We start from the raw sequence: 25,160 nt of genomic DNA on the forward strand, positions 1-25,160 counted from the left end.
AGCGCGAGCGGCTGCACTTCTCCAAAGGGTGGCACTCAGTGCCACCCTTTGATCGTTCATCGAGCGAAATCAAGCGTGGCGAACACCGCTCATGTGAGCGCTCAGCGGGGTCTGTGAAGGATCTTGCGTTCAAGAAGTGAAAACACGAGCCTGTGATCCGTGGTCCAGCCTTGACTTTCGATCCGCTGGCGGACGAGTGGTTACAGGCGTATGACGCGCGAGTGGACGTACCCAGACGCCTTCGATCTGGGTATGTTCCTCGCCGTCAGGGCAGCCACCGCGTCCTCGAGGAGTCGAGACCCGTGTCGGAAAACAAAGATCCCCAGGTAGCTGAGCACGGTAAGAGCGTTGAGGGCGTGAAGTTCGTCTACGACTTCACCGAGGGCAACAAGGACCTCAAGGACCTCCTCGGCGGCAAGGGCGCCAACCTCGCCGAGATGACCAACCTCGGCCTTCCGGTCCCGCCGGGCTTCACGATCACCACCGAGGCCTGCAAGGTCTACCTGGGCAGCGGCGAGGAGCCGGCGGCACTGCGTGACGAGGTGAGTGCGCACCTCGACGCGCTGGAGGCCCGGATGGGCAAGAAGCTCGGCCAGGCCGACGACCCGCTGCTGGTGTCGGTGCGCTCGGGCGCCAAGTTCTCCATGCCCGGCATGATGGACACCGTCCTCAACATCGGCCTCTCCGACAAGTCCGTGCAGGGCCTGGCCAAGCAGGCCGGCGACGACCGGTTCGCGTGGGACTCCTACCGCCGCCTCATCCAGATGTTCGGCAAGACCGTCCTGGGCGTCGACGGCGAACTGTTCGAGGACGCGCTGGAGGCGGCGAAGGCGGCCAAGAAGGTCACGGTCGACACCGAGCTGGAGGCCGCCGACCTCAAGAAGCTCGTCACGAAGTTCAAGAAGATCGTCAAGACCGAGGCCGGACGGGACTTCCCGCAGAATCCGCGCGAGCAGATGGACCTCGCCATCCACGCGGTCTTCGACTCCTGGAACACCGACCGGGCCAAGCTCTACCGCCGCCAGGAACGCATCCCGCACGACCTCGGCACCGCCGTCAACGTCTGCTCCATGGTCTTCGGCAACCTCGGCCCCGACTCCGGCACCGGCGTCGCCTTCACCCGCGACCCCGCCTCCGGCCACCAGGGCGTCTACGGCGACTACCTGCAGAACGCGCAGGGCGAGGACGTCGTCGCGGGCATCCGCAACACCGTGCCGCTCGCCGAGCTGGAGCAGATCGACAAGAAGTCGTACGACCAGCTGATGCAGATCATGGAGACGCTGGAGAACCACTACAAGGATCTCTGCGACATCGAGTTCACCATCGAGCGCGGTGTGCTGTGGATGCTCCAGACCCGCGTCGGCAAGCGCACCGCGGGCGCGGCCTTCCGCATCGCGACCCAGCTGGTGGACCAGGGCCTGATCGACGAGGCCGAGGCCCTCACCCGCGTCAACGGCGCCCAGCTCGCCCAGCTGATGTTCCCCCGCTTCGACGAGAGCGCGAAGGTCGAGCAGGTCGGCCGGGGCATCGCCGCCTCGCCGGGAGCGGCCGTCGGCAAGGCCGTCTTCGACTCCTACACGGCCGTCAAGTGGTCGCGTTCCGGCGAGAAGGTCATCCTGATCCGCCGCGAGACCAACCCCGACGACCTGGACGGCATGATCGCCGCCGAGGGAATCCTCACCTCGCGCGGCGGCAAGACCTCCCACGCGGCCGTGGTGGCCCGCGGCATGGGCAAGACCTGTGTCTGCGGCGCCGAGGAGCTGGAGGTCGACACCAAGCGCCGCCGGATGACCGTGCCGGGCGGGCACGTCGTCGAGGAGGGCGACGTCGTCTCCATCGACGGCTCCTCGGGCAAGGTCTACCTCGGTGAGGTACCCGTCGTGCCGTCCCCGGTCGTGGAGTACTTCGAGGGCCGGATGCATCCCGGTGCCGACGACGCCGACGAACTGGTCGAGGCCGTCCACCGCATGATGGCCTTCGCCGACCGCAAGCGCCGCCTGCGCGTGCGCGCCAACGCCGACAACGCCGAGGACGCACTGCGCGCCCGCCGCTTCGGCGCCCAGGGCATCGGCCTGTGCCGCACCGAGCACATGTTCCTCGGTGACCGGCGCGAGCTCGTGGAACGGCTGATCCTGGCCGACACGGAGGCCGAGCGCGAGGAGTCCCTCAAGGGACTGCTCCCGCTCCAGAAGCAGGACTTCGTCCAGCTGTTTGAGTCGATGGACGGCCTTCCGGTCACCGTCCGCCTCCTCGACCCGCCGCTGCACGAGTTCCTGCCCGACATCACGGAACTCTCGGTCCGCGTGGCCCTCGCGGAATCCCGCCAGGAACCCCACGAGAACGAACTCCGCCTCCTCCAGGCGGTCCACCGCCTGCACGAGCAGAACCCGATGCTGGGCCTGCGCGGGGTGCGCCTCGGCCTGGTCATCCCCGGCCTGTTCACCATGCAGGTCCGGGCGATCGCCGAGGCCGCGGCCGAACGCAAGGCCGCCAAGGGCGACCCGCGCGCCGAGATCATGATCCCGCTCGTCGGCACGGTGCAGGAGCTGGAGATCGTGCGCGAGGAGGCCGACAAGGTCATCGCCGAGGTCGAGGCGGCCTCCGGTGCCCAGCTGAAGCTGTCCATCGGCACGATGATCGAGCTGCCGCGCGCCGCCCTGACCGCCGGTCAGATCGCCGAGGCGGCCGAGTTCTTCTCCTTCGGCACGAACGACCTGACCCAGACGGTGTGGGGCTTCTCCCGGGACGACGTGGAGGCGAGCTTCTTCACCGCGTACCTGGAGAAGGGCATCTTCGGTGTCTCCCCGTTCGAGACGATCGACAAGGACGGCGTCGGCTCCCTCGTGAAGCTCGCCGCCAAGGCCGGCCGCAAGACGCGTCCCGACCTCAAGCTCGGCGTCTGCGGCGAGCACGGCGGCGACCCGGAGTCGGTCCACTTCTTCCACGAGGTCGGACTCGACTACGTCTCCTGCTCCCCGTTCCGCATCCCGGTCGCCCGCCTGGAGGCGGGCCGGGCGGCGGTCACGTCCCAGGGCAGCGACCACCGCTAGCCCCGCGGCCCGCACGGGCCCACCGGAACCCGGAGCCGTCGACGGTCCCCGACCCTCACCGATCGCGGCGGCTCCGGAACTCGAAAGGAGAGCGGGGGCGGCACCTTTTGTGCGGAGGTGCTGCCCCCGCTCTTCCGGTTCGTCAGGCGGACCTGCGGTCCCCGCCCCGAGAAGGCGGTCACACAGGCCGTCCTTCCCGCAGGCATACGACGGAGCCGGTCAGGGCGGCGGTGTGCAGCGCGGTGAGGGCGGGCAACGGGGGCATCAGGGCGGTGGATCCGAGCTCGTCCAGGGCGAACAGGCCGTCGTCGTCGTGCTCCGTGCTGCGCCGGACGGACAGCGAGGCCGGGAGGCGCCCGCCGTAGAAGTAGAAGTCGATCACCGGGCCCGTCCCCTGCACGTCGGCCCGGTGGTCGTACCCGATGATCCGGGGCGTGCGGTCGAGCACGATCCCGGTCTCCTCGCGCACTTCCCGGCAGGCGGCACCGACGGGATCCTCGTTGTGGTCGAGCATCCCGCCCGGCAGCCCCCACAACCCGGCGGCTGGCTGGCCCCCGGCGTAGCGCAGCAGCAGGATCCGGTCCTCGGCGTCGAGGAGGAGGACGCAGGACGCGACGATGGTCTGCGGCAGCGTCTTGACCCACTCGGCACGCGGCAGCACGAGCGGTACGTCGGTGGCGGGCACGGTCGTGTCCACGGTGATGTCCCTTCCGTCGGCTGAACAGCCCGAAAACGAGCTGCCCAACCGGAGGAACGGCCGGACCCGCCGATGGTCACCTGCCGGATCGGCTCAGGTGTCGCAGGCGACCCCGTCCTTGTCACGGTCCAGGTGGGAGGCGTACCCGGGTTCGCCCCGGTGGATGGGGGCGGCACCGGCGGCACGGACGGCGCTGCAGTTGGCGTAGTACACGTCCTCGCCGCCCGAGTCGCTGTCGTCGGAGCCGCCGCCCGCCGCCGCCCGGGCGGTGACCGTGGTGGTGGCCCGGACGGTCTTCGTGGCGGTGACGGTGGGGGCGGGCTCCTCGGGGAGCGGACTCGGGGTGGCGGTGGTCGTCGCGGTGACCGTGACGGTCGGCTGCGGCTTGGCGGACGCCGGCTTAGCGTCGGTGGTGGTCTCCCCGCCGCCGGCGCCCATGCCTATGCCGACGAAGAGCGCCAGGCCGAGCGCGGGCAGCACGTAGCGCTTACGGGCCCAGCGGGGCGCGGGCCGCCCGGGCTGCGGCACGGGCGGCGGCGCGGGGTACGGGTTGTTGTGCGGACCCGTGTACGGGTTGGTCATGGTCATCCCCCCAGAAGCGGTACGTGAGGGGATGACCGTAGGGCCGGGCAGTTCGACTCGGAGGACGGGTGACCATTTCGTGATGGTCGTGTGAAGCCGGGCTGGGGGGTTACGCGCGGAACGGACCCGTCACCTCGTACGTGATGCCGCCCGAGGAACTGCCGCTGGTGCCTCGCTGGCTGGAGAAGTACAGGCGGGTGCCGTCCGGTGAGAAGGCCGGGCCGGTGATCTCCGAGGCGGACTGGCCGTCCACGCGGAGGAAGGGGGCCACCACGTCGGCGGGGGTGATCACGCAGATGTCCATGCTGCCGCCGTCCTCGGCGACGAACAGGTCGCCGGAGGCGGAGCCGGTGACGTTGTCGACGCCGGTGAGGGGGGCCGTACCGCTCGTCACCAGGGAGTCGTCGTAGGCGAGTTCGATGGTCTGGGCGGCGGCGTCGTACTGCCAGACGCGGTTGTCGCCCTTGGTGGTGAACCAGCAGGTGTCGTTCGCGTAGTAGCAGCCCTCGCCGCCGTTGAAGCGCTTGGCGCCGGAGACCTGGCTGCGGGTCGCGGTCGCGCCGGAGGGGTCGGGAACCCGGGCCCAGGTCACCGGGCCGCTCGTGCCGCTGCCCGCCACCAGGACCTCCAGCGTGCCGGAGGAGAGATCGCCCCAGGTCGTCGGGCGGAAGCGGTAGAAGCAGCCGTCCGTGACGTCCTCCGTCAGGTAGATGACCCGCCGGACGGGATCCGCCGCGGCCGCCTCGTGCTTGAAGCGGCCCATCGCGTCACGGCGCACCGCCGCCTTCACGCCCCAGGGGTCCGTCTCGTAGACGTAGCCCCGGTCCACCTCCTCGCAGGACAGCCAGGTGTTCCACGGGGTCTTGCCGCCCGCGCAGTTCTGGCGCGTGCTCGACAGGATGCGGTACGCGCCGGTGATCGCGCCGGTCGAGGAGAACTTCACCGCGCTCGCGCCGCCCGAGGGGTTGATCTCGGAGTTGGAGACGTAGATCCAGCCCGTGCCGTCGGCGTAACAGGCGCCGCCGTCCGGGGCGTTGTGCCAGGTGTACGACGTGCTCCCGACCCGCTGGCCCGAGCGGGCGATGACCCGGCTCGTGAAGCCGCTGGGGAGTCTGATGCCGTTGGCGTCGGGGGAACCCAGCGGACCGTAAGGGCCGGTGCCGGGCTGGGCGGGGGCCGCGTAGGCGGCGCCGCGCCACAGGGTTCCGCCCAGCGCGGCCGAGGTGCCGCCGAGGACGGCCGCACGCAGGAGGCTACGACGTTCCACTCTCACTCCAGGAGGTGCCGTACCGCCCTGCCGCCGGTCGACGGCAGGGTCGTGCGTGGGGGGAGGCGAGGAGGACGCTAGGCGGGCAGGATTGACGGGGCATGGACAATCCATGGCCGGAGGGCGGCATGCGCATGCAGGGTGCCGCCCTGCGGGGAGTCGGCGCCGCACTCGCCCCTCGTGGGCTGAGGACGGACCCATTTCGGACATGCCGCGGTGGCGTGCACGCGCGAGAACGCGTGCACGCCACCACTCTGGTACCGACGCGCGTCAGCCGCAGCTGCCCGAGATCCACCTGTGGGAGCGGACCTTGTACGTACCGGCCAGGTTGCCTCCGTGCTGCTGCCGGGTGCAGCCGACCCGGTCGGAGTAGTTGGCGCCCCGGTAGTACGCGACACCGCTGTAGTCGCCGGTGCCGGCGTTCCACACCGACTTCACGTTGGTCGTGGCGGCCCAGGAACACCGGACGGCGCCGCTCTGCCAGTCGGGGTCGGCCACGTCCCACGCGCACTTGCTGCCGGTGAAGTTGGCGCCGGTCCAGAAGCAGATGTGCCCGCTGGCGCAGTCCACCGCGGCGGGAGCGGCCGGTGCCGCCGACGCGGAGGTCGGCACGGCCAGGGCGGTGGCCGCGGCGGCGCTGACGGCGAGCACCGCGAACAGCGGGGTGGAGCGGTTGTGCCGGCGTACGGAGAAACGCATGAGGTCTCCTCGGAGGTCGGGGACGGTGGTGCGGACGGCCCGACGCTGGCAAGGCACGGGGAGGCCGGGCAAGGACGGAAGGGCCGGGTGGGACGCCGGGACGGCGCGACACCGCGCACCTGGCGCGTTCCGGAACCGTTGGGACGGCCATGGGACGCCATTGGTGGCACAGTGTCGGCACGAGACGCCCGACCAGCGTCCGGTGGGGACTTCCGAGGGGGAGAGGCGATGTCCGCATGCCCGGAAACGGAGCGGTTCGCCGCACTGCTGCGTTCGCTGAAGAGCCGGTCCGGCCTGAGTTATGAGGCCCTCGCCAGGAAGTCCGGACTGGCCGGCTCGACGTTGCACCGCTACTGCCGTGGTACGTCGGTGCCCCAGGACTACGGGAGCGTCCACCGGCTGGCCACCGTCTGCGGCGCGACCCCGGAGGAGCTTCGCACCCTGCACCGCCTGTGGGCGCTGGCGGACGCGGCGAGGGCTGCCGCGACCGGTGCCGAGGAAGGGGACGGGCAGAGAAGTGAGGACGAGAGCGAGGAGGAGGCGGAACACGAAGCCGTAGGGCGGGCCGACGACCCGGCACCGGACCCGGACCGTGACCGGACGGGGGAGCCGGCCGCCGACGCGACCGCCCACCCCGCTCGGCAGTCACGCCGACGCCGGCTCCGCACCACCGTCGTCGTCGCCGCGATCCTCGCCGCCGTCACCATCTCCGCCTGGGCGCTCACGAACGGCCGGTCACCCTCCGGCGGCGACGGCGGCGCACGGAGCACCGGCGACGACCGGCCCCTGTTCTCGGCCAACTGCCCGCCCGTCGTCGCCATGGGCGAGCACGACGCATGCGTGAAAGAGGTGCAGCGCCTGCTGCGCACCAAGGGCGCCGACATCGACGTCGACGGCAACTTCGGGCCGCAGACCCTGCGCCGCGTCACCGCCTTCCAGGTGCTCGCGGGGCTCCAGCCCAACGGGATCGTCGAGGAACCCACCAAGAAGGCGCTGTACACCTCGCGTGTCCGGATGGGCGTGTGGTCGCCGGAGAAGGTGCGGCAGCGGGTCCGCGAGGTGTTCCCCGAGGTGCCGGACAAGGCGGTGGCCATCGCCGACTGCCAGTCCTTCCTCGACCCGCTGCACATCCTCCCCAACACCAACGGCACCCGGAACTGGGGCCTGTTCCAGATCTCCGACGCCCGCCTGCGCGACCTGGGCGGCACCCCGCGCCAGGCCCTGGACCCGGAGTGGAACATCCAGGCGGCCAGACAGCTGTGGAGGCAGAACCGGGACTTCGGCGACTGGCCGCACTGCGCACGGGCCGCCGGCCCGGACAAGTCCCCGGCGCCCCGGCGCTCGCCTACCGAGGCACGGCCACCGCGTTGAACGTCGTCTCAGGGGCCTGCGGCCTGTGAAGCGGGCGTTGACGAGGTGGAGACGGTGGCCGAAACGGGCGGCGGTGGTGGCGACGTCGAACCGGGGGCCGGTACAGCGCCTCAAGTTCCGGGCCGAACAGCGGGCGCGCGTCGATCGGGGTGCCGAGCCGGGAGAGGGCGGACCTGTCGTACGGCTGCGTGACCATGGGCCCAGCCTGCCAGGGCGAAACGGAAAGCACCCCTCGATGTGAGGGGTGCTCCGGATGCGAGCGGCTTCAGCCGGCCACGACTACGCGGTACGCACCTCGTATGCCGTCACCCGCACCGCCTCGTCGTCCAGGCACTGCCCGGACGCCAGGTCGAAGCGCTGCTTCAGCAGGGGCGAGGCCACGAACGGACGGCCCTGGTGAGTGCCGGTCAGGCCTCGGGAGAGGACCGCCGCGCCGGTGAAGGGGTCGCGGTTGTCGATGGCGAACAGCTCACCGGAACGGTCGCGGAAGATCGCGGCCTGGCGGCCGTCCGGCAGCAGTGCCGCCACCCCGCGGCCCGGGAGCAGCACGCTCAGGTCGCAGACCGTGAACCAGTCGCCGTCCAGGGCGAGCTCGACCTTCAGATCGGTGGTCTCGGGTGCCAGGGTCATCGCTGGGCGCTTCCTTCCAGAACGTCGGCGGGTCGCATACCGATGGACAGCAGCGGCAGGTCGGGCTTCATCTGGTCGCGCTCGGGCACGAAGGCGACGACCGGGTCCGGGGTGTCCGGCGCGTTCACGAAGGACACGAACCGGGCGAGCTTCTCGGGGTCGTTGATGGTCTCGGCCCATTCGTCGCGGTAGTGGGCGACGTGCGCCTGCATCAGCTGCTCCAGCTCGTCGCAGATGCCGAGCGAGTCGTGCACCACCACGTCCCGTACGTGGTCCAGGCCGCCCGGGATCCGCTCCAGCCAGGTCGAGGTGCGCTCCAGGCGGTCGGCCGTACGGATGTAGAACATCAGGAACCGGTCGATCAGTCGCACCAGTTCGGCGTCCGACAGGTCCTGCGCGAGCAGGTCCGCGTGGCGCGGCGTGGCGCCGCCGTTGCCGCCGACGTACAGGTTCCAGCCGTTGGCGGTGGCGATCACGCCGAAGTCCTTCGACTGGGCCTCGGCGCACTCGCGCTGGCAGCCGGAGACCGCCGACTTCAGCTTGTGCGGGGAGCGCAGGCCCCGGTAGCGCAGCTCCAGGTCGATCGCCATGCGGACCGAGTCCTGGACGCCGTAGCGGCACCAGGTCTGCCCCACGCAGGACTTCACCGTGCGCAGCGACTTGCCGTAGGCGTGGCCGGACTCGAAACCGGCGTCGACCAGGCGGGCCCAGATCAGGGGCAGCTGCTCGACGCGGGCGCCGAACATGTCGATCCGCTGGCCGCCGGTGATCTTCGTGTAGAGGCCGAAGTCGCGGGCGATCTCGCCGATCACGATCAGCTTCTCCGGGGCGATCTCACCGCCGGGGATGCGCGGGACGACCGAGTACGAGCCGTTCTTCTGCAGGTTGGCCAGGAAGTGGTCGTTGGTGTCCTGCAGGGCGGCCTGCTCACCGTCCAGGACGTAGCCGCTCGCACCGATCGTCGGGGCGAGGGAGGCGATGATCGAGCCGACGGTCGGCTTGCAGACCTCGCAGCCGTCACCGCCCCGGGCCTCCTCGCGGCCGTAGCGGTCCAGCAGGTCCTGGTAGGAGTTGATGCGCAGGGCGAGGACGATCTCGTACAGCTCCTCGCGGGTCTGCCCGAAGCAGCCGCACAGGCCCTTGTCGACCTCGACTCCGCTCGCCTCCAGCTCGGCGTTGACGAGCTGGCCGAGGACCTTGACGCAGGAGCCGCAGCCGGTGCCGGCCTTGGTGCACTTCTTCACCTCGGGCACGGTCGTGCACTGGTGGTCGGTGACCGCGCCGCGGATCGCGCCCTTGGAGACGTTGTGGCAGGAGCAGACGATCGCGTCGTCCGGCAGCGCGGACGGGCCGAGCTGGACGGACTCCCCGGCACCGGCCGGCAGCACGAGCGACTCGGGGGCGACCGGCGGGACCGAGCCGGTGAACGCCTTCAGCGTGCCGTACGCCTCCGCGTCGCCGACCAGGATGCCGCCGAGGAGGGTGCCGTCGCGGCCGATGACCAGCTTCTTGTACAGGCCCGCGCGGGAGTCGGAGTAGACGACGTCCAGGCAGTCCTCGGCGGTGCCGTGCGCGTCACCGAAGGACGCCACGTCCACACCGAGCAGCTTCAGCTTGGTGGACAGGTCGGCGCCGGTGAACGCCGACTCGTCCTCGGCGATCGTCGCCGCCACGGTCTCCGCCTGCTCGTAACCGGGGGCCACCAGGCCGTACACCCGGCCGTCCGCCGCCAGGGCGCACTCGCCGATCGCGAACACGTGCGGGTCGGCGACCGTACGGCACTGCTCGTCGACCGTGATGCCGCCGCGCTCGCCGACGGTCAGGCCGCAGTCGCGGGCCAGCTGGTCGCGGGGGCGGACACCGGCGGAGAACACCACCAGGTCGGTGGAGAGTTCGGAACCGTCGGACAGCTTCATGCCGGTGACGGCACCGTCCTCGCCGACGACGATCTCCTGCGTGCCGACGCCCGTGTGGACGCTCAGGCCCATCTCCTCGATGGTGCGCAGCAGCGCGGCGCCGCCGCCCTCGTCGACCTGGACGGGCATCAGCCGCGGTGCGAACTCCACGATGTGCGCCTCGAGCCCGAGGCCCTTCAGCGCGCCCGCGGCCTCCAGACCGAGCAGACCGCCGCCGACCACGGCACCGGTGGTCGCGGTCTTCGCGTACTCCTCGATCGCGAGCAGGTCCTCGATCGTGCGGTAGACGAAGCACCCTTCGGCGTCCTTGCCCGGAACCGGCGGCACGAACGGGTACGAGCCGGTGGCCAGGACGAGGACGTCGTAGTCGAAGACCGCGCCGGAGCCGGCGGTGACCTTGCGGGCCTCACGGTCGACGGCGACCGCCGGGTCGCCCACGTACAGCTCGATGCCGTGGTCCTCGATGAACCGCAGGTCCGTCATGGACAGGTCCTCGGGCGTCTTGCCCGAGAAGTACGAGGTGAGCTGGACGCGGTCGTAGGCCGGGCGCGGCTCCTCGCAGAGCACGACCACGCGGTGCGTGGCGGTCAGGCCGCGCTCGGCGAGCGCTTCGAGGAAGCGCTGGCCGACCATGCCGTGGCCGACGAGCACGATCGTGGGGGTGTCCTTGGACATCAGGAGCCTCCGTCGTTGGTGAGCAGGTGGAGCAGCGGGCCGCCGTCGGAGGGGAGCGGCTCTGCTCCCTCCCAGGCGCGGGCGAGCGCGCCGACGGTGCCGAGTTCGCCGACGAGGACCCCGCCGACCAGGCGGTCGTCGCGGACGACGACCTTGCGATAGGTGCCGCGGGTGGCGTCGGCGAGCTGGACGACGTCGTCGCCCGGGAGCGCCTCGGTCTCGCCGAACGCGGCGAGGTCGAAGGGGCTGTCGTGCCCGTTCAGCGTGAGCCGGGTCAGGGAGCGCGTGCCGGTGTACCGGGCGTTCACGTCACCGGCCAGCAGCTCTGCGAGCGCGTCGGCCTGTTCGAGTGCGGGAGTGGCGAGTCCGTACAGGACGCCGTCGTGCTGGGCGCAGTCGCCGATCGCGTGGATGTACGGGTCGGAGGTGCGCAGCTCGTCGTCGACGACGACGCCCTTGCGGACGTCGAGTCCGGCCGTCTGGGCGAGACCCACCCGCGGGCGGACACCGCAGGCGACGACCACGAGATCGGCGTCGAGCGCGTACCCGTCGGCCATCTCCACGGAGCGGACCGAGCCGCCGACGCAGCGCACGTCCCGCACCCGGCACTCGGTGTGCACCTCGACGCCCAGGTCGGTCAGGTGCCGCTTGACGAGCTTCGAGGCGGCCGGGTCGAGCTGGCGCTCCATCAGCCGCTCGGACTGCTGGGCCAGCACCACCTGGGCGCCGCGCAGGGCGAGCGCGCGGGCGGCGGAGACCCCGAGGAGCCCGCCGCCGATGACGACCGCCTTCACGCCCGGCCGGACCGCCTCGGACAGGCCCAGGCAGTCGTCCATGGTGCGGAACGCGTGGACGCCCTCGGGCAGTTCGTGGTTCTCGGTGAACAGCCCGCGCAGTGGCGGCAGTACGGGGTTGGACCCGGTCGCGAGGACCAGCCGATCGTATGCGATCACCGACCCGTCCGCACACGCGACGGTCCGCCGCTCGCGGTCGACACCGGTGACCCGGCCGCGCCTGACCTGCGCGGGGGCCGGCAGGGCGATCACCTCGGGCCTGTACCGCCCGGCCAGCACCTCGGCGAGCAGGACCCGGTTGTAGGGCCGGTGCTCCTCCTCGCCGATCAGCAGCGCGGGCGTGCCGAGCTCACCGAGCCGCCGGGCGAGCCGTACGCCCGCGAGGCCGGTGCCGATCACCACCACACGCTCATTCGAGGTCATGTCCTTGAGCGTGCGGTGCCGGTGTTTCCCGGCAGCATCACCTCTGTTTCCCGCGGGGAACGCTGCCCTCAGCGGGGACGCGGGGTGGGTGTGAGGGTTCCTGAAGTGCGGCGACCATGAGATGTGAGGGGCCGCCGCGCGCCGGTGGCGAACCTGGCGCAGGAGCAGTGACTCGCGAGCAGGGGCTCGCCCAGGCGCCCGCACCCCGCCGCAGATCCAGCAGTTCGATCGTCCCGGTGGGGTCCTCGTCGCCGTGCCCCGCCGCGAGCCGCCGCTCCATCAGCGCCATGTACGGCGTCAGCAGCTCCGGACTCACCCGCTGCTCCTCGGCCGTGCGCGACAGCGTGGCGTTGCCCGCGACCTGCATGGCGAGGTTGGAGACGACGTTCCTGGTGTAGTCGCCACTCTGCAGCTGGTCGGCCATCTGGTGCACGGCCGGGGCCATCGCGGTCAGCCAGTCCACGAGCAGCGGCGCGAAGTCCTTCGGGGCGATGTCCTCCGGGCGGATCAGCGCGAAGGCGTGCGTGATGCCCGCGAACATGCCGGTCATCGCGCTCAGCAGCGCCACGTCGTGCAGCGCGGCGAACCCCGGGTCGGACCCGACGTAGCGGGTGCCCGCCGGGACAGCGAGGGTGCCGCGGTGCTCCTCGAACAGCTCGGGGGAGCCGCTGTAGAAGACGTACCCGCCGGACTCCGGGGCCCCGATCATCGGCGGTACGGCCATGATCCCGCCGTCCAGGAAACGGGCGCCGCGCGCCTCGGCCCAGGCGGCGCGGTCCCGGCCCTGGCCGGGGGTGCCCGTGGTCAGGTTCACCAGGTCCCGCCCGGCGAGGCCGGCCCCGTCGAGGGCCTCGCCCACGGAGGCGTCGTCGAGCAGGCAGGCGATCACCAGCCGGTTCGCGGCCACGGCCTCGGCGGCGGTCCGCGCGACCGTGGCGCCCTCGGCGGCGAGGGCCTCCGCGCGGGTGGGCGTGCGGTTCCAGACGGTCACCGCGTGCCCGGCGGCGAGCCAGGCGCGGGCCAGGGCGGTGCCCATGGCGCCGGTGCCGAGCAGAGTGAGGGAGGTTCGGGAAGCGACTGAGTTGTCGGTCATGGCGTTTAGGCTCGTCTCAGGGGAAGCGCCTGCTCAAGTACGCACTTGGAAGTGGGTGGTTACCCAGGGGGAAGGGTCCAGGCAGCGGAAGGGGAGGGCTGGGGCATGGGGACGACGGGGCGGCGGCCGGGGGCGTACGTCTGCGGGATCGACGCGGCGATGGACGTGATCGGCGGCAAGTGGAAGGTGCTGATCCTCTGGGCGCTGAACGAACGGCCCCGCCGTTTCGGCGAGCTGCGCCGCGAGCTGCCGGGGATCACCGAGAAGGTGCTCGCCTCGCACCTCAGGGAGATGGAGTGCGACGGGCTGGTGCACCGCGAGGCGTACGAGGAGGTTCCGCCGCGCGTGGAGTACTCGCTGACTCCCCGGGGCGTGTCCCTGAACGAGGCACTGGAACCGCTGGGGGCCTGGGGGAGGGCCAACGTCCTGGGCGGGTCACCGGCTGCCGGTCAGATGGGCGAAGACGACGACGTTCCCGAGGTACCCGGTGCCGCGTGACCAGCCGCCGCCGCAGGTGATGACCCGCAGCTCGGGGCGGCGGGCCGCGCCGTAGACCTTCTCGTCGGGGAAGCCCTTCGCGGCGTACGCCTCGACGGCGTCCACGGTGAACACCGCGACGCCGCCGTCCCGCCGGTCCACCTCGATCGTGCTGCCCTTGGCCAGGGTGCCGAGATCGTAGAAGACGGCCGGACCGTCGGCGTTGTCGACATGGCCGGCCACGATCGCGGTGCCCCGCTCGCCGGGGGTGGTGCCGGCCGCGTACCAGCCGGCGAGGTTCGGGCGGGAGGCGGGCGGTACGTCGAGGCTGCCGGTCTTGGTCAGGCCCAGCCCCGTCAGGGGCGCGTCCACCCGGATCGCCGGGATGCGGATGCGGTCGGGCGGCGACGGTGGCAGCGCGGGCACGGCGGGCCGCTCACCCGCCCGGCCGTCCAGCCCGGCCCGGGCCTGCGCGGCGGACGGCTGCGGCGGGGCGTGCGTCTCGGTGCCGTCGCGCAGCAGCCACGCCCCGGAGCACAGGGCGAACACCGTGACGGCCGCCATGGCGGCGTTCGCGGGGTTGCCGCATCCGCTGCCGAACCTCGGGAACCTGCGCATACCCACCCTTCCTGATCTCCCTCCGCACTCGGGCGGCAGAGCCACCCCGCGCCCCTCCGGGCCGCGAGGGGCGTCGGACCCGGAGGGGGAGGGGACTTGCGGTACCGGCGACGGACAGCGGAGGGGGTCCGTCAGATCCCGTCGCCTCTCGCCCGGCGATGCAGGAGCCAGGTACCGCCCGCGGCGGCGACGGCTAGAGCCGCCACACCGGCCGCGGTCCGCACGGGATCGGGGCCCAGAGCGCCGCCGACCCCCGTCTTCACGCTCCCCCGTGGATGCACCTGTTCGCGTGACGGCGTCAGGGTGACCACCAGGTCACCGGTGACCCGCCGGCCGCTGCGGGTGCACGTCGCGGTGATCTCGTACGTGCCCGGCTGCGCGCTCGGCGGCACCCGGAACCGCCCGGTCGCGTCCTGCTCGTGCGGACCCGGCGCGAGACCGAGCGAACCGGCTCCGACCGCGCCGGCGTCGCCCCTCGCCGAACCGCCGTCGCCACAGGCCGCCGTGCGCACGGTGACCTGCCCGCCCGGCACGACCGACTCCGGGGACACCTCCAGGTCACCGGCGGGCGCGCTGTGCGCGGGGGTGGCGGCGAGAGCCGCGGCGGCGATGGCGAGCGCGGTACCGGTCAGCGGCCGGACGGTAGGTCGCATCGGGGCTCCTTCGAGCGGTTCGGTCGTGCGCCTGCCCTTCCGAGGTAACGGGCAGCGGCACCAGCGCGCTTTCTGAGTGAGCGTCAGAATTGGGGTGAATGGGTGTCAGGGGAGACCGGGTCGACGGTCCGTCAGGCGGGTTTCGCCCAGGTCATGGGCGTTTCGGCGGGCTGAGGGACGGAAAGGCCCGGGGCGTGCCTGTGAACGGGTGACCCGGGGACGCGCCCCGGCGCTTGACCTCGATGAAGGTTGAGGTACGAGTCTGTGCCGCATGAACACCACCGCTGCCCACGCAGCCGCCCAGCAGCCCGCGACCGAGCCGCTCCGTGTGACCCTCGTCGTAGGCAGCAACCGGCACGGCCGCTTCGGCCCCGTCGTCGCGAACTGGCTCCTCGGCCGCCTCCGGGAGCGAGGCGACCTGGTCGCCGAGGTCGTCGACGTCGCCGACGCCGCGCTCCCGACCTCCTTCGAGCCGACGCCCGAGGCGACCGCCGCGCTGTCCGGCATCACCCCGAAGCTGGCTCGCGCGGACGCCTTCGTCGTCCTCACGCCCGAGTACAACCACTCCTTCCCGGCGGGCCTGAAGAACCTCGTCGACTGGCACCACGGCGAGTGGCGGGCCAAGCCCGTCGCCCTGGTCTCCTACGGCGGCATGGCCGGCGGCCTGCGCGCCGCGGAGCACCTCCGCCAGGTCTTCGCCGAACTCCACGCCGTGACGGTCCGCGACACCCTCTCCTTCCACAACGCCGGCGCGTCCTTCGACGACCAGGGCACCCTGCGCGACCCGACGGGCCCGGAGGCCGCGGCGAAGACCATGCTGGACCAACTGGTGTGGTGGGGGGAGGCGTTGCGGGAGGCCCGGGAGAGGCGGCCGTACGCGGGCTGAACCCGGCAGGGGGCGTGGCGGTCACGCCATCGTCACGCCCGCCACCGTCAGGCCGGCCACCGTCAGGCCGGCCACCGTCAGGCCGGCCACCGTCAGGCCGGCCGCCGTGACGCCGGCCGCCGCGACGCCCGCCACCGTGACGCCCGCCATCGTCAGGCCCGCCACCACGGGGTCGCCACCGTTAGGCCGGCCACAGTCAGGCCCGCCACCACGGGGTCGCCCCCGTCACGCCCGCCCCCGCCACTCCCCGCTCTCGATCCGCCGCCCGGCGGCCCGCAGCCGCCCGGCGACAGCGGGCCCGGCCACATACACCCAGGCCCGGACACTCGCGCCGTCCGCCGCCCGTACGACCTTGCGCTCCACGCGCACGTAGAGACTGCTCGGATCACCCGGCACGTATTCCTCCAGCCGGTCCAGCTCGGCGAGCAGCTCCCCGTAGGCCTGCGGCAGCGCGGTCACCAACTCCCCGCCGACCGCGCCGCCGCAGGGCTCCTCGACCGCGTACGGATAGCCCGGCCCGTCGTACAGCACGGCTCCGTGGAGCCGCCCGGGTTCCTCGGAGCGGGTGCGGCCGCGCAGGAAGAGGTCGTGGTTGACCTCGCCCGGGCGCAGGGTGCCGTAGACGAAGAAAGGCAGGGTCACAGGAACGATTCTGCACCCTCACACACCTCCACAGCGGGGCTATGGACGTGCCATGTCCGCGCCGACTTGACTCGCGGTCAACATCAACGTCGCCCCCGGTCGACCCCACGCGACCGGGTGCGCCCGTATGAGGAGACCGATGAGTCGGATACGTCATGTCCGCGGTTCCCGTCTCGCCCTCGCCGGCGTGGCCGTCACCGGCACCGCCGCCCTGGTGGCCGCCGCGCTCTCCCCGACCGCCGGCGCGGCCGGCCGGCCGGCCCGGGCCGGTGCGATCGAGGAGGCCGGGACGGTGCTCGCGGACCGGGCCGGTGCCCTGGGCCTCACCCCGGCCCAGGACACGAAGGTCCGGGACGTCGTCGTCGACCAGGACGGCACCCGACACGTCCGCTACGACCGCACCTACCACCGACTCCCGGTCCTCGGCGGCGACTTCGTCCTCCACCTGAACCCGGACGGCACCTACCGCGGCACCAGCCGCGCGACGAAGTCCGCACTCTCCCTCACCACCGTCACCCCGAAGGTGGCCGCGCCGAAGGCCGCCGACCTCGCGGCGAACCTGCTGCGCGCCGCCCATGTCGGCGAGACCCTGAAGAAGCTGACCGCCAAGCCCCGCCTGGTCGTCGACGCCCTGCACGGCGCCCCCAAGCTGGCCTGGCAGACCGAAGCGGTGGCGCACGACGAACTCGGCAACCCCGTCGGGCGCGCCGTGCTCACCGACGCGACGACCGGCGCCCGCATCGACACCTGGGACACCCTGGAATCGGCCTCGGGCGACGGCAGGTCCCTCTACGGCGGCACGGTCCCGTTGCAGACGACGAAGTCCGGTACGTCGTACGGGCTGAAGGACGCCACACGCGGCGGTACGTACACCGGTGACGCGGAGAACAAGACGGACCAGTGCCTGCTGACGGTCTGCCTGACCCGGGCACCCGCGACGCTCTTCACGGACGCCGACAACCACTGGGCCTCGGGCGCCGCCTCCGACCGGGCCACGGTGGCGGTGGACGCCCAGTACGGCACGGACGTCACCTGGGACTACTACAAGAACGTCCTGGGCCGGAACGGCATCGCCGGCGACGGGAAGGGCTCGTTCAACCGCGTCCACTACGGCAAGGACTACAACAACGCCTTCTGGGACGACAACTGCTTCTGCATGACCTACGGCGACGGCGACGGCAAGGTGATGGGCCCGCTGGTGTCACTGGACGTGGCCGGACACGAGATGTCCCACGGCGTGACGTCGAAGACGGCGGCGCTGACGTACTCGGGCGAGTCCGGAGGCCTGAACGAGGCCACGTCGGACATCTTCGGCACGCTGGTGGAGTTCCACGCGGCCAACGCCGAGGATCCCGGTGACTGGCTCGTCGGTGAGAAGGTCGTCCGCTCCGGCCTCGGCCGGGAGGCCCTGCGGTTCATGGACAAGCCGTCCCGGGACGGGAAGTCGGCCGACTGCTGGAGCGAGACGCTGGCCGACCTCGACGTGCACTACTCCTCGGGCGTCGGCAACCACTTCGCGTACCTGCTCGCGGAGGGCAGCGGCAAGAAGACGATCAACGGCGTCGGCCACGACTCGCCGACCTGCGACGGCTCCTCGGTGAAGGGAATCGGACGGGCCGAGCTCGGCAAGATCTGGTATCGCGCCCTGACGGTCTACATGACGTCCTCGACGGACTACGCCGCCGCACGCAAGGCGACCCTGGACGCGGCGAAGGACCTGTACGGCGACGGCACGGAGTACCGGGCGGTGGCCGCGGCCTGGAAGGCGGTCGGCGTGCGCTGACCTACCGCTCGACCGCCTCCAGCCGCACCGCGCACGCCTTGAACTCAGGCATGCGGGAGGTCGGGTCGAGCGCCGGATTGGTGAGGGAGTTGGCGCGGCCCTCGCCCGGCCAGTGGAACGGCATGAAGACGGTGTCGGGCCGGATGGCGTTCGTGATCCTCGCGGGCGCCACCGCCCGGCCCCGCCGCGACACCACGGCGACCGGATCGCCCTCGGCCGCCCCGAGCCGGGCCGCCAGCCGCGGGTGCAGCTCCACGAACGGCCCGGGCGCGGCGGCGTTCAGCTCCGCCACGCGCCGGGTCTGCGCCCCCGACTGGTACTGCGCCACGACCCGCCCGGTGGTGAGCAGCACGGGGTACTCGTCGTCGGGTTCCTCGGCGATCGCCCGGTGCGCGACGGGGACGAACCGGGCGCGCCCGTCGGGAGTGGCGAAACGGTCGAGGAAGAGGCGGGGGGTGCCGGGGTGGTCGCCGACGGCGGGTGATCCGTCCGCCGGACAGGGCCAGAACACCCCGTCCTCCTCCGCCAGCCTCCGGTACGTGATCCCCGAGTAGTCCGCCGGCCCGCCCGCGCTCGCCCGGCGCAGCTCCTCGAAGACCTCCTCCGGGTCGGTCGGGAACCCCTTCTCCACGCCCAGGCGGGCGGCCAGTTCGTGCATGACCTCCAGGTCGCTGCGGATGCCGTCGGGCGGGGTGATCGCCCGGCGGCGGAGCAGCACCCGGCCCTCCAGGTTCGTCGTCGTACCCGTCTCCTCGGCCCACTGCGTGACCGGCAGGACCACGTCCGCGAGCGCCGCCGTCTCCGACAGCACCACGTCGCAGACGGCCAGGAAGTCCAGGGACCTGATGCGCTCCTCGACGTGCGCGGCCCGCGGCGCCGACACCACCGGGTTGGACGCCATCAGCAGCAGAGATCTGATGTCCGTGCCCAGCGCGTCCAGCAGCTCGTACGCACTGCGCCCCGGGCCCGGCAGGCTGTCCGGGTCCACGCCCCACACCTCGGCGACGTGCGCCCGCGCGGCCGGATCGTCGAGCTTGCGGTAGCCCGGCAACTGGTCGGCCTTCTGGCCGTGCTCGCGCCCGCCCTGCCCGTTGCCCTGCCCGGTCAGGCAGCCGTACCCGGACCGGGGGCGGCCCGCCCGGCCGGTGGCCAGGCACAGGTTGATCCAGGCGCCCACCGTGTCCGTGCCCTTGGACTGCTGCTCGGGCCCCCGGGCGGTGAGCACCATCGCCGACTCGGGCTCGCAGAACAGCCGCACGGTCTCCCGCAGCTGGGGAACGGAGACCCCCGTGATCCGCTCCACGTACTCCGGCCAGTGCGCCATCGCCGCCGCCCGGGCCTCCTCCCAGCCGACCGTGCGCTCCTGGACGTACTCCTCGTCCACCCGCCCCTCGGCGACCACCAGATGCAGCAGGCCGAGGGCGAGCGCCAGGTCCGTGCCCGGCCGGGGTGCCAGGTGCAGGTCGGCCTGCTCGGCCGTCTTCGTCCGCCGCGGATCGATGACGATCAGCGTGCCGCCGTTCTCCTTCAGCTCGGTGAAGAACCGCAGCGACGGCGGCATGGTCTCCGCGAGGTTCGACCCGACGAGGATCACACAGCCCGACTTCGGGATGTCCTCCAGCGGGAACGGCAGCCCGCGGTCCAGCCCGAACGCCTTGATGCCGGCCGCCGCGGCCGACGACATGCAGAAACGGCCGTTGTAGTCGATCTGGGACGTGCCGAGCACGACCCGCGCGAACTTGCCGAGCGTGTACGCCTTCTCGTTCGTCAGACCGCCCCCGCCGAACACCCCGACCGCGTCCGGCCCGTGCTCCGCACGCGTCCGGCGCAGCCCCTCGGCGATCCGTCCGAGCGCCTCGTCCCAGGAGGCGGGCACCAGCGCGCCGTCGCCGTCCCGCACCAGCGGCGAGGTCAGCCGGACGTTCCTCGCGAGCACCGCCGCAGCCGTACGGCCCTTGCCGCACAGCGCGCCCCGGTTCACCGGGAAGTCCGTCCGCTCGCTCACCTCGACGGTCCCGTCCGGCGCGGGCGTGAGGTTCATCCCGCACTGCAGGGCGCAGTACGGGCAGTGCGTGGGCGTCGCGGTGTTCTGCATACCGTCCAGCGTGCTTCGGCCGTGTTACGCCCGGGACGGTTCCCTGTTACGCGGCCGGGACGGCAACCTCCCCGCCACCGCCCCGCCCGCGTGAGGCACGGGCCGGCCCACCTTCAGGCCGTCGCCGACCTGCCCGGACGTTGCCCTGTGGCGAAAACGCCACAGGTGGCTCGTTTCAGCGTTCCTGGAGCAGCGCACCCCGCGCTTCCACGGCCGCTGACACCGGCGATGAGTCCGGGCGGCGGACCAAGCGGGGCACCGGCCGCGCTCCCGCCCCCGGCCCTCGGTACGCCCGGCCGGCACCCGTTCAGCCGACAGAGTCTCCCGCCGCGGCCAACGCCCGCTCCACGCCCGGCTCCCGGGGCCCGAGGAACCGGGGATCCGGCCGGAACACCGCGTCCAGCGCCGCCTTCCCCGCGGCGAGGATCTCCCGGGCGCCCCCGTAGTACCAGGTCGCGTCATGCACCGCGTCCACCCCGACCCCGTACGACTCGACCCCCGCCGCCCGACACAGCGCCAGCGCCCGCCGGATGTGGAAGCCCTGGCTGATCAGCACGGCCTTGTCCACCCCGAAGATCTTCTTCGCCCGCACGCACGAGTCCCACGTGTCGAACCCCGCGTAGTCGCTGACGATCCGCCCGTCGGGCACCCCGTGCCGGGTCAGGTAGACGCGCATCGCGTCCGGCTCGTCGTAGTCCGCACGGCTGTTGTCGCCGGTGACGAGCACCACCTTCACCCGCCCCTCCCGGTACAGCCCCGCCGCCGCGTCCAGCCGGTGCGCGAGGTAGGGCGAGGGCTCCCCGTCCCACAGCCCGGCCCCGAACACCACGGCCACCTCGGTACGCGGCACATCCGCCGCCGTCCGCAGCCGGTCACCCGCCGCGGCGTACATCCAGGTCGCCGGGAGCAGCGCGAGCACGCACCCGGCCATCACGGCCTGCACCAGCCGCCGCTGCCCCCGGCGGGTACGCGGCAGCCGCGGTCTGCGCAACGTCGGAAGACGCATCGGACGGTCCCTCCCCAGGTCGGCCCCTCGACCCTCAGGGACGTCCAACCGGGCCGCCCGGTTCACTCCCGGCCACGTGACCAGCTTCACTCCCCACCGCAAACCCCAGGTCAAGGCACCTCACACACGCCCTGTACCGCATCGTGAACCGCTGGAAAACACCCGTGACCCCCACGCAACGGGGAGGCAACGTGGCGCCGCGACCATCGGTGGCATGCCCAGCCAGCTCAGCCTCGTCCCGCCGCCCGCCACGCGCCGCCCGGCCCCGCCCGCCCTCGTGGCCGTGGCCCACGGCAGCCGCGACCCCCGCGCGCTGAGCACCGTACGCGCGCTCCTGGACCGCGTCCGCGCGCTGCGCCCCGACGTGCCGGTACACCTCGGGCACATCGAACTGAACGCCCCCCTGCTCCCCGACACCCTCGCCGCACTCACAGACACGGAAGCGGTCCTCGTCCCCCTCCTCCTCAGCCGCGGCTACCACGTCAAGCAGGACATCCCCGAGATGGCGGCGGCATCCCCGGCCCGCGTCCGGGTGGCGGCTCCGCTGGGCCCCCACCCCCTCCTGGTGGACGCCCTCCAGGCCCGCCTGACGGAGGCCGGCTGGGGCGCGACGCCCCGCCGCACCAGCGCGGTGGTACTCGCCGCGGCCGGCTCCCGCGACCCGGACGCGAAGACGGACACCACCCGCACCGCTCACCTCCTCGCGGCCCGGCTGGGCGTCCCCGTCATCCCTGCCTACGCCTCCGCGGCGACCCCCACGGTGGAAACGGCCGTCCGCGCCCTCCTCGCCAGGGGCCGCCGCCACATAGCCCTGGCCTCCTACTTCACGGCCCCCGGCCGCTTCGCCACGGAGTGCGCCCAGGCGGCCCCAGGGATGGCGGCGGCCCCCCTGGGCACCCACCCGTCCATGGCCCACCTCCTCCTTCACCGCTACGACGAGGCCCTGGCGACCCGGGCTTTCGAGGAACCGGCACTGGCATCGGCCTGAAGGGGCGCGGGGGCTGGAACGATCTGCGGCTCCGCCGCGCGGTCGCGACAGCCACACGCGACCCGCACACGCCCGGAAAACGAACCCGGCGCACGCACAGGCGCCTACTGTTCGACACATGGCAGGCACCGCACAGAACTCCACGGCCTACGATCCGACGTCAGTCGACCGCTGGGCACCGGAACCAGACAAGCGCCCCGGCCGCACGGCCTTCCAGCGCGACCGCGCCCGAGTCCTCCACTCCGCCGCCCTGCGACGCCTCGCCGGCAAGACCCAGGTGGTGACGCCCGGCACCCTGGGCCCCGCCTGGGACGCCAGCCCCCGCACCCGCCTCACGCACTCCCTGGAATGCGCACAGGTCGGCCGGGAGCTGGGCGCGGCCCTCGGCTGCGACCCCGACCTCGTCGAAGCCGCCTGCCTCTCGCACGACCTGGGCCACCCGCCCTTCGGGCACAACGGCGAACAGGCCCTCAACGAGTTCGCCTCGGACTGCGGCGGCTTCGAGGGCAACGCCCAGTCCCTGCGACTCCTCACCCGCATCGAGCCCAAACGGTTCACCCCCGAGGGTTCCGTCGGTCTCAACCTCACCCGCGCCGCCCTCGACGCCGCCACCAAGTACCCCTGGTCCCGCGGCGCCCACCCCACCGACCCGGGCTCGAACAAGTTCGGCGTCTACGAGGACGACCGCCCCGTCTTCGACTGGGTCCGCAAGGACGCCCCCGGCACCCGCGTCTGCTTCGAGGCGCAGGTCATGGACTGGTCCGACGACGTGGCCTACTCGGTGCACGACGTGGAGGACGGCCTGCACGCCGGCCACATCGACCCAAACTGCCTGCACGCCGACCCCGAACGTGAGGACGTCTTCGAGGTCGCCCGCGGACGCTACGTGCCGTCCGGCACCGACCCCGCCGAACTCGCCGAGGCCCTCGACCGGCTCCTCGCCCAGGAGTGGTGGCCGCACGGCTACGACGGCACCGCCGTGGCCCAGGCCCGGCTGAAGGACGCCACCAGCCAGCTCATCGGACGCTTCTGCCTGGCCGCCGAGACCGCGACCCGCACCGCGTTCGGTGCCGGGCGGCTCACCCGGTACGCCGCCGAACTGGTCGTCCCGCGCGAGACCCGTATGGAGTGCGCCGTCCTCAAGGCCGTCGCCGACCTCTACGTCATGCAGCGCGCCGAGCAGGAACGCCTGCGCGCCGACCAGCGGATCGTCGTCGCCGAACTGGCCGAGGCACTCACCGCCCGCGCCCCGGACGGCCTGGACCCGCAGTTCCGCGCGCTGTTCGACCAGGCGCCCGACGACCGCGCCCGCAAGCGCGTGATCGTCGACCAGATCGCCTCCCTCACCGACACCTCGGCCCGGTCGCTTCACGCCCGTCTGACAGGACAGGCATGAGACTGACGCGACAGGCGGGAAGCGAGCACCCCGATCGTGACCCTCCCTGGCCTGATCGGGTCACTCCCTCTTCCCGCATCACGCTCCGTGCGGGACGCTCGCAAGTGGCGGCACCCTGACGAGGAGGCAACAAGTGGTCGACGCGGATCAGACATTCGTCATCGTCGGAGGAGGACTGGCCGGCGCCAAGGCGGCCGAGACGCTCCGCGCGGAGGGCTTCACCGGCCGCGTGATACTGATCTGCGACGAACGCGACCACCCCTACGAGCGCCCCTCCCTGTCGAAGGGCTACCTGCTCGGCAAGGAGGAGCGAGACAGCCTCTTCGTGCACGAGCCGGCCTGGTACGCGGCGAACGACATCGAGCTCCACCTCGGCCAGACCGTCGACGCGATCGACCGCACCGCGAAGACGGTCCGTTTCGGCGACGACGGCACCGTCGTCCGCTACGACAAGCTGCTCCTGGCGACCGGCGCGGAACCCCGTCGCCTCGACATCCCGGGCACGGACCTGGCGGGCGTGCACCACCTGCGCCGCCTCGCCCACGCCGAGCGCCTCAAGCACGTCCTGGCCAACCTCGGCCGCGACAACGGCCACCTCGTCATCGCGGGGGCCGGCTGGATCGGCCTGGAGGTCGCGGCCGCGGCCCGCGGGTACGGCGCGGAGGTCACCGTGGTCCACCGCGGGCCGACCCCGCTGCACTCGGTCCTCGGCCCCGAACTCGGCCAGCTCTTCGCCGAACTGCACCGCGAGCACGGCGTCCGCTTCCACTTCGGCGCCCGGCTCACCGAGATCACCGGCCAGGACGGCATGGTCCTCGCGGCCCGCACCGACGACGGCGAGGAACATCCGGCACACGACGTCCTGGCCGCGATCGGCGCGGCCCCGCGCACCCACCTCGCGGAGGCGGCCGGACTCGAGATCGCCGACCGCGCCCACGGCGGCGGCATCGTCGTCGACGCACGGCTGCGCACCTCCGACCCGGACGTCTACGCGGTCGGCGACGTCGTCTCCTTCCCGCACGCCCTGTTCGACACCCGCCTGCGCGTCGAGCACTGGGCGAACGCCCTCAACGGCGGCCCGGCGGCCGCACGCTCCATGCTGGGCCGCGACGTGACGTACGACCGTGTGCCCTACTTCTTCTCCGACCAGTACGACCTGGGCATGGAGTACTCGGGCTGGGCTCCGCCGGGCAGCTATGACCAGGTGGTGATCCGGGGTGACGCGGGGAAACGGGAGTTCATCGCGTTCTGGCTGAAGGACGGCCGGGTGCTGGCCGGAATGAACGTGAATGTGTGGGACGTCACGAACAAGATCCAGCGCCTGATCCGCAGCAAGGCCCAGGTGGACACGGAGACCCTCGCGGACCCCCACATTCCGCTCGAAAACCTCGCACCGTAGCTGTCACACCGTCCCCGTAG

General features: G+C 72.3%; 21 protein-coding genes and 2 pseudogenes. 8 read left to right on the plus strand and 15 right to left on the minus strand.

All coding sequences use genetic code 11. The annotated features are described in order from the left end of the window. Nucleotides 1-302 precede the first annotated feature (302 nt). Entirely contained in the window at nt 303-3,050 is a 2,748-nt protein-coding gene (gene ppdK / locus ACWD1U_RS05260) for a pyruvate, phosphate dikinase (protein ID WP_451104579.1), read from the plus strand. 178 nt (nt 3,051-3,228) lie between these two features. Here the strand turns inward: ppdK and ACWD1U_RS05265 are convergent, their stop codons facing one another. From ACWD1U_RS05265 to ACWD1U_RS05280, 4 genes are all read right to left on the minus strand, one after another. Further along, complete coding sequence (locus tag ACWD1U_RS05265) at nt 3,229-3,747, minus strand: NUDIX hydrolase (protein WP_451104581.1); 519 nt, start codon at nt 3,745-3,747, stop codon at nt 3,229-3,231. Between the two features lie 93 nt (nt 3,748-3,840). Next, nucleotides 3,841-4,329: an excalibur calcium-binding domain-containing protein gene (locus ACWD1U_RS05270; protein ID WP_451104583.1), complete on the minus strand. Its 489-nt coding sequence runs from the start codon at nt 4,327-4,329 to the stop codon at nt 3,841-3,843. Between the two features lie 109 nt (nt 4,330-4,438). Beyond that, nucleotides 4,439-5,596 carry an alkaline phosphatase PhoX gene (locus tag ACWD1U_RS05275; RefSeq protein ID WP_451104585.1) on the minus strand — a complete coding sequence of 386 codons (1,158 nt, stop codon included), beginning with the start codon at nt 5,594-5,596 and terminating at the stop codon, nt 4,439-4,441. A 270-nt stretch (nt 5,597-5,866) separates the two neighbouring features. Further along, nucleotides 5,867-6,295 (minus strand): peptidase inhibitor family I36 protein, encoded by a 429-nt coding sequence (locus tag ACWD1U_RS05280; protein ID WP_451104586.1) that lies wholly within the window; start codon nt 6,293-6,295, stop codon nt 5,867-5,869. Nucleotides 6,296-6,523: 228 nt separating this feature from the next. Here ACWD1U_RS05280 and ACWD1U_RS05285 point away from each other — a divergent pair, with 228 nt between their 5' ends. Beyond that, entirely contained in the window at nt 6,524-7,666 is a 1,143-nt protein-coding gene (locus tag ACWD1U_RS05285) for a helix-turn-helix domain-containing protein (RefSeq protein WP_451104588.1), read from the plus strand. On the opposite strand, the pseudogene ACWD1U_RS05290 reads toward ACWD1U_RS05285, so the two are convergent. The 5 genes and pseudogenes from ACWD1U_RS05290 to ACWD1U_RS05310 all read right to left on the minus strand — a co-directional run. After that, nucleotides 7,641-7,771 (minus strand): annotated as a pseudogene (locus tag ACWD1U_RS05290) (superoxide dismutase); the annotation flags it as partial. The gene ACWD1U_RS05285 and the pseudogene ACWD1U_RS05290 overlap by 26 nt on opposite strands. 174 nt (nt 7,772-7,945) lie before the next feature. Further along, nucleotides 7,946-8,296, minus strand: coding sequence for a nitrite reductase small subunit NirD (gene nirD / locus ACWD1U_RS05295; RefSeq protein ID WP_451104590.1), 351 nt, complete (start codon nt 8,294-8,296; stop codon nt 7,946-7,948). Further along, complete coding sequence (gene nirB / locus ACWD1U_RS05300; protein ID WP_451104591.1) at nt 8,293-10,887, minus strand: nitrite reductase large subunit NirB; 2,595 nt, start codon at nt 10,885-10,887, stop codon at nt 8,293-8,295. The genes nirD and nirB overlap by 4 nt, the downstream gene beginning before the upstream one ends. After that, nucleotides 10,887-12,104 carry an NAD(P)/FAD-dependent oxidoreductase gene (locus tag ACWD1U_RS05305; protein ID WP_451104592.1) on the minus strand — a complete coding sequence of 406 codons (1,218 nt, stop codon included), beginning with the start codon at nt 12,102-12,104 and terminating at the stop codon, nt 10,887-10,889. Before ACWD1U_RS05305 ends, nirB begins: the two co-directional genes overlap by 1 nt. Nucleotides 12,105-12,312: 208 nt before the next feature. Beyond that, a pseudogene (locus tag ACWD1U_RS05310) lies at nt 12,313-13,197 on the minus strand (NAD(P)-dependent oxidoreductase); the annotation flags it as partial. A gap of 105 nt (nt 13,198-13,302) precedes the next feature. Between ACWD1U_RS05310 and ACWD1U_RS05315 the strand changes: the two are divergent. Beyond that, nucleotides 13,303-13,695, plus strand: coding sequence for a winged helix-turn-helix transcriptional regulator (locus ACWD1U_RS05315; RefSeq protein ID WP_451104594.1), 393 nt, complete (start codon nt 13,303-13,305; stop codon nt 13,693-13,695). On the opposite strand, the gene ACWD1U_RS05320 is transcribed toward ACWD1U_RS05315, so the two are convergent. Both ACWD1U_RS05320 and ACWD1U_RS05325 read right to left on the minus strand, forming a co-directional pair. Next, complete coding sequence (locus ACWD1U_RS05320; RefSeq protein WP_451104596.1) at nt 13,633-14,292, minus strand: class F sortase; 660 nt, start codon at nt 14,290-14,292, stop codon at nt 13,633-13,635. The genes ACWD1U_RS05315 and ACWD1U_RS05320 overlap by 63 nt on opposite strands. A gap of 131 nt (nt 14,293-14,423) precedes the next feature. Beyond that, the gene (locus ACWD1U_RS05325; protein WP_451104598.1) at nt 14,424-14,945 is read right to left on the minus strand and encodes a hypothetical protein; all 522 of its coding nucleotides are present in this window, start codon (nt 14,943-14,945) and stop codon (nt 14,424-14,426) included. 271 nt (nt 14,946-15,216) lie between these two features. Here ACWD1U_RS05325 and ACWD1U_RS05330 point away from each other — a divergent pair, with 271 nt between their 5' ends. Then, a complete protein-coding gene (locus ACWD1U_RS05330; RefSeq protein WP_451104599.1) occupies nt 15,217-15,831 on the plus strand; it encodes an NADPH-dependent FMN reductase in 615 nt (204 codons plus the stop codon). 21 nt (nt 15,832-15,852) lie between these two features. On the opposite strand, the gene ACWD1U_RS05335 is transcribed toward ACWD1U_RS05330, so the two are convergent. Further along, nucleotides 15,853-15,999, minus strand: coding sequence for a hypothetical protein (locus ACWD1U_RS05335; RefSeq protein WP_451104601.1), 147 nt, complete (start codon nt 15,997-15,999; stop codon nt 15,853-15,855). Nucleotides 16,000-16,056: 57 nt separating this feature from the next. Then, a complete protein-coding gene (locus ACWD1U_RS05340) occupies nt 16,057-16,473 on the minus strand; it encodes a gamma-glutamylcyclotransferase family protein (RefSeq protein ID WP_451104602.1) in 417 nt (138 codons plus the stop codon). A 139-nt stretch (nt 16,474-16,612) separates the two neighbouring features. On the opposite strand from ACWD1U_RS05340, the gene ACWD1U_RS05345 reads away from it, so the two are divergent. Continuing rightward, nucleotides 16,613-18,256 (plus strand): M4 family metallopeptidase, encoded by a 1,644-nt coding sequence (locus ACWD1U_RS05345; RefSeq protein WP_451104604.1) that lies wholly within the window; start codon nt 16,613-16,615, stop codon nt 18,254-18,256. A 1-nt stretch (nt 18,257) separates the two neighbouring features. Here ACWD1U_RS05345 and ACWD1U_RS05350 read toward each other — a convergent pair whose 3' ends face one another. Beyond that, a complete protein-coding gene (locus ACWD1U_RS05350; RefSeq protein ID WP_451104606.1) occupies nt 18,258-20,351 on the minus strand; it encodes a molybdopterin oxidoreductase family protein in 2,094 nt (697 codons plus the stop codon). 307 nt (nt 20,352-20,658) lie between these two features. After that, on the minus strand, nt 20,659-21,357 hold the full coding sequence (locus tag ACWD1U_RS05355) for a SanA/YdcF family protein (RefSeq protein ID WP_451104607.1): 699 nt from the start codon (nt 21,355-21,357) through the stop codon (nt 20,659-20,661). 214 nt (nt 21,358-21,571) lie between these two features. Between ACWD1U_RS05355 and ACWD1U_RS05360 the strand changes: the two genes are divergently transcribed. From ACWD1U_RS05360 to ACWD1U_RS05370, 3 genes are all read left to right on the plus strand, one after another. Beyond that, nucleotides 21,572-22,345 (plus strand): sirohydrochlorin chelatase, encoded by a 774-nt coding sequence (locus ACWD1U_RS05360; protein ID WP_451104609.1) that lies wholly within the window; start codon nt 21,572-21,574, stop codon nt 22,343-22,345. Between the two features lie 118 nt (nt 22,346-22,463). Then, the gene (locus ACWD1U_RS05365) at nt 22,464-23,741 is read left to right on the plus strand and encodes a deoxyguanosinetriphosphate triphosphohydrolase (RefSeq protein WP_451104611.1); all 1,278 of its coding nucleotides are present in this window, start codon (nt 22,464-22,466) and stop codon (nt 23,739-23,741) included. A 133-nt stretch (nt 23,742-23,874) separates the two neighbouring features. After that, the gene (locus ACWD1U_RS05370; protein ID WP_451104612.1) at nt 23,875-25,140 is read left to right on the plus strand and encodes an NAD(P)/FAD-dependent oxidoreductase; all 1,266 of its coding nucleotides are present in this window, start codon (nt 23,875-23,877) and stop codon (nt 25,138-25,140) included. Nucleotides 25,141-25,160 lie beyond the last annotated feature (20 nt).

Source organism: Streptomyces sp. NPDC002788, from assembly GCF_053592115.1.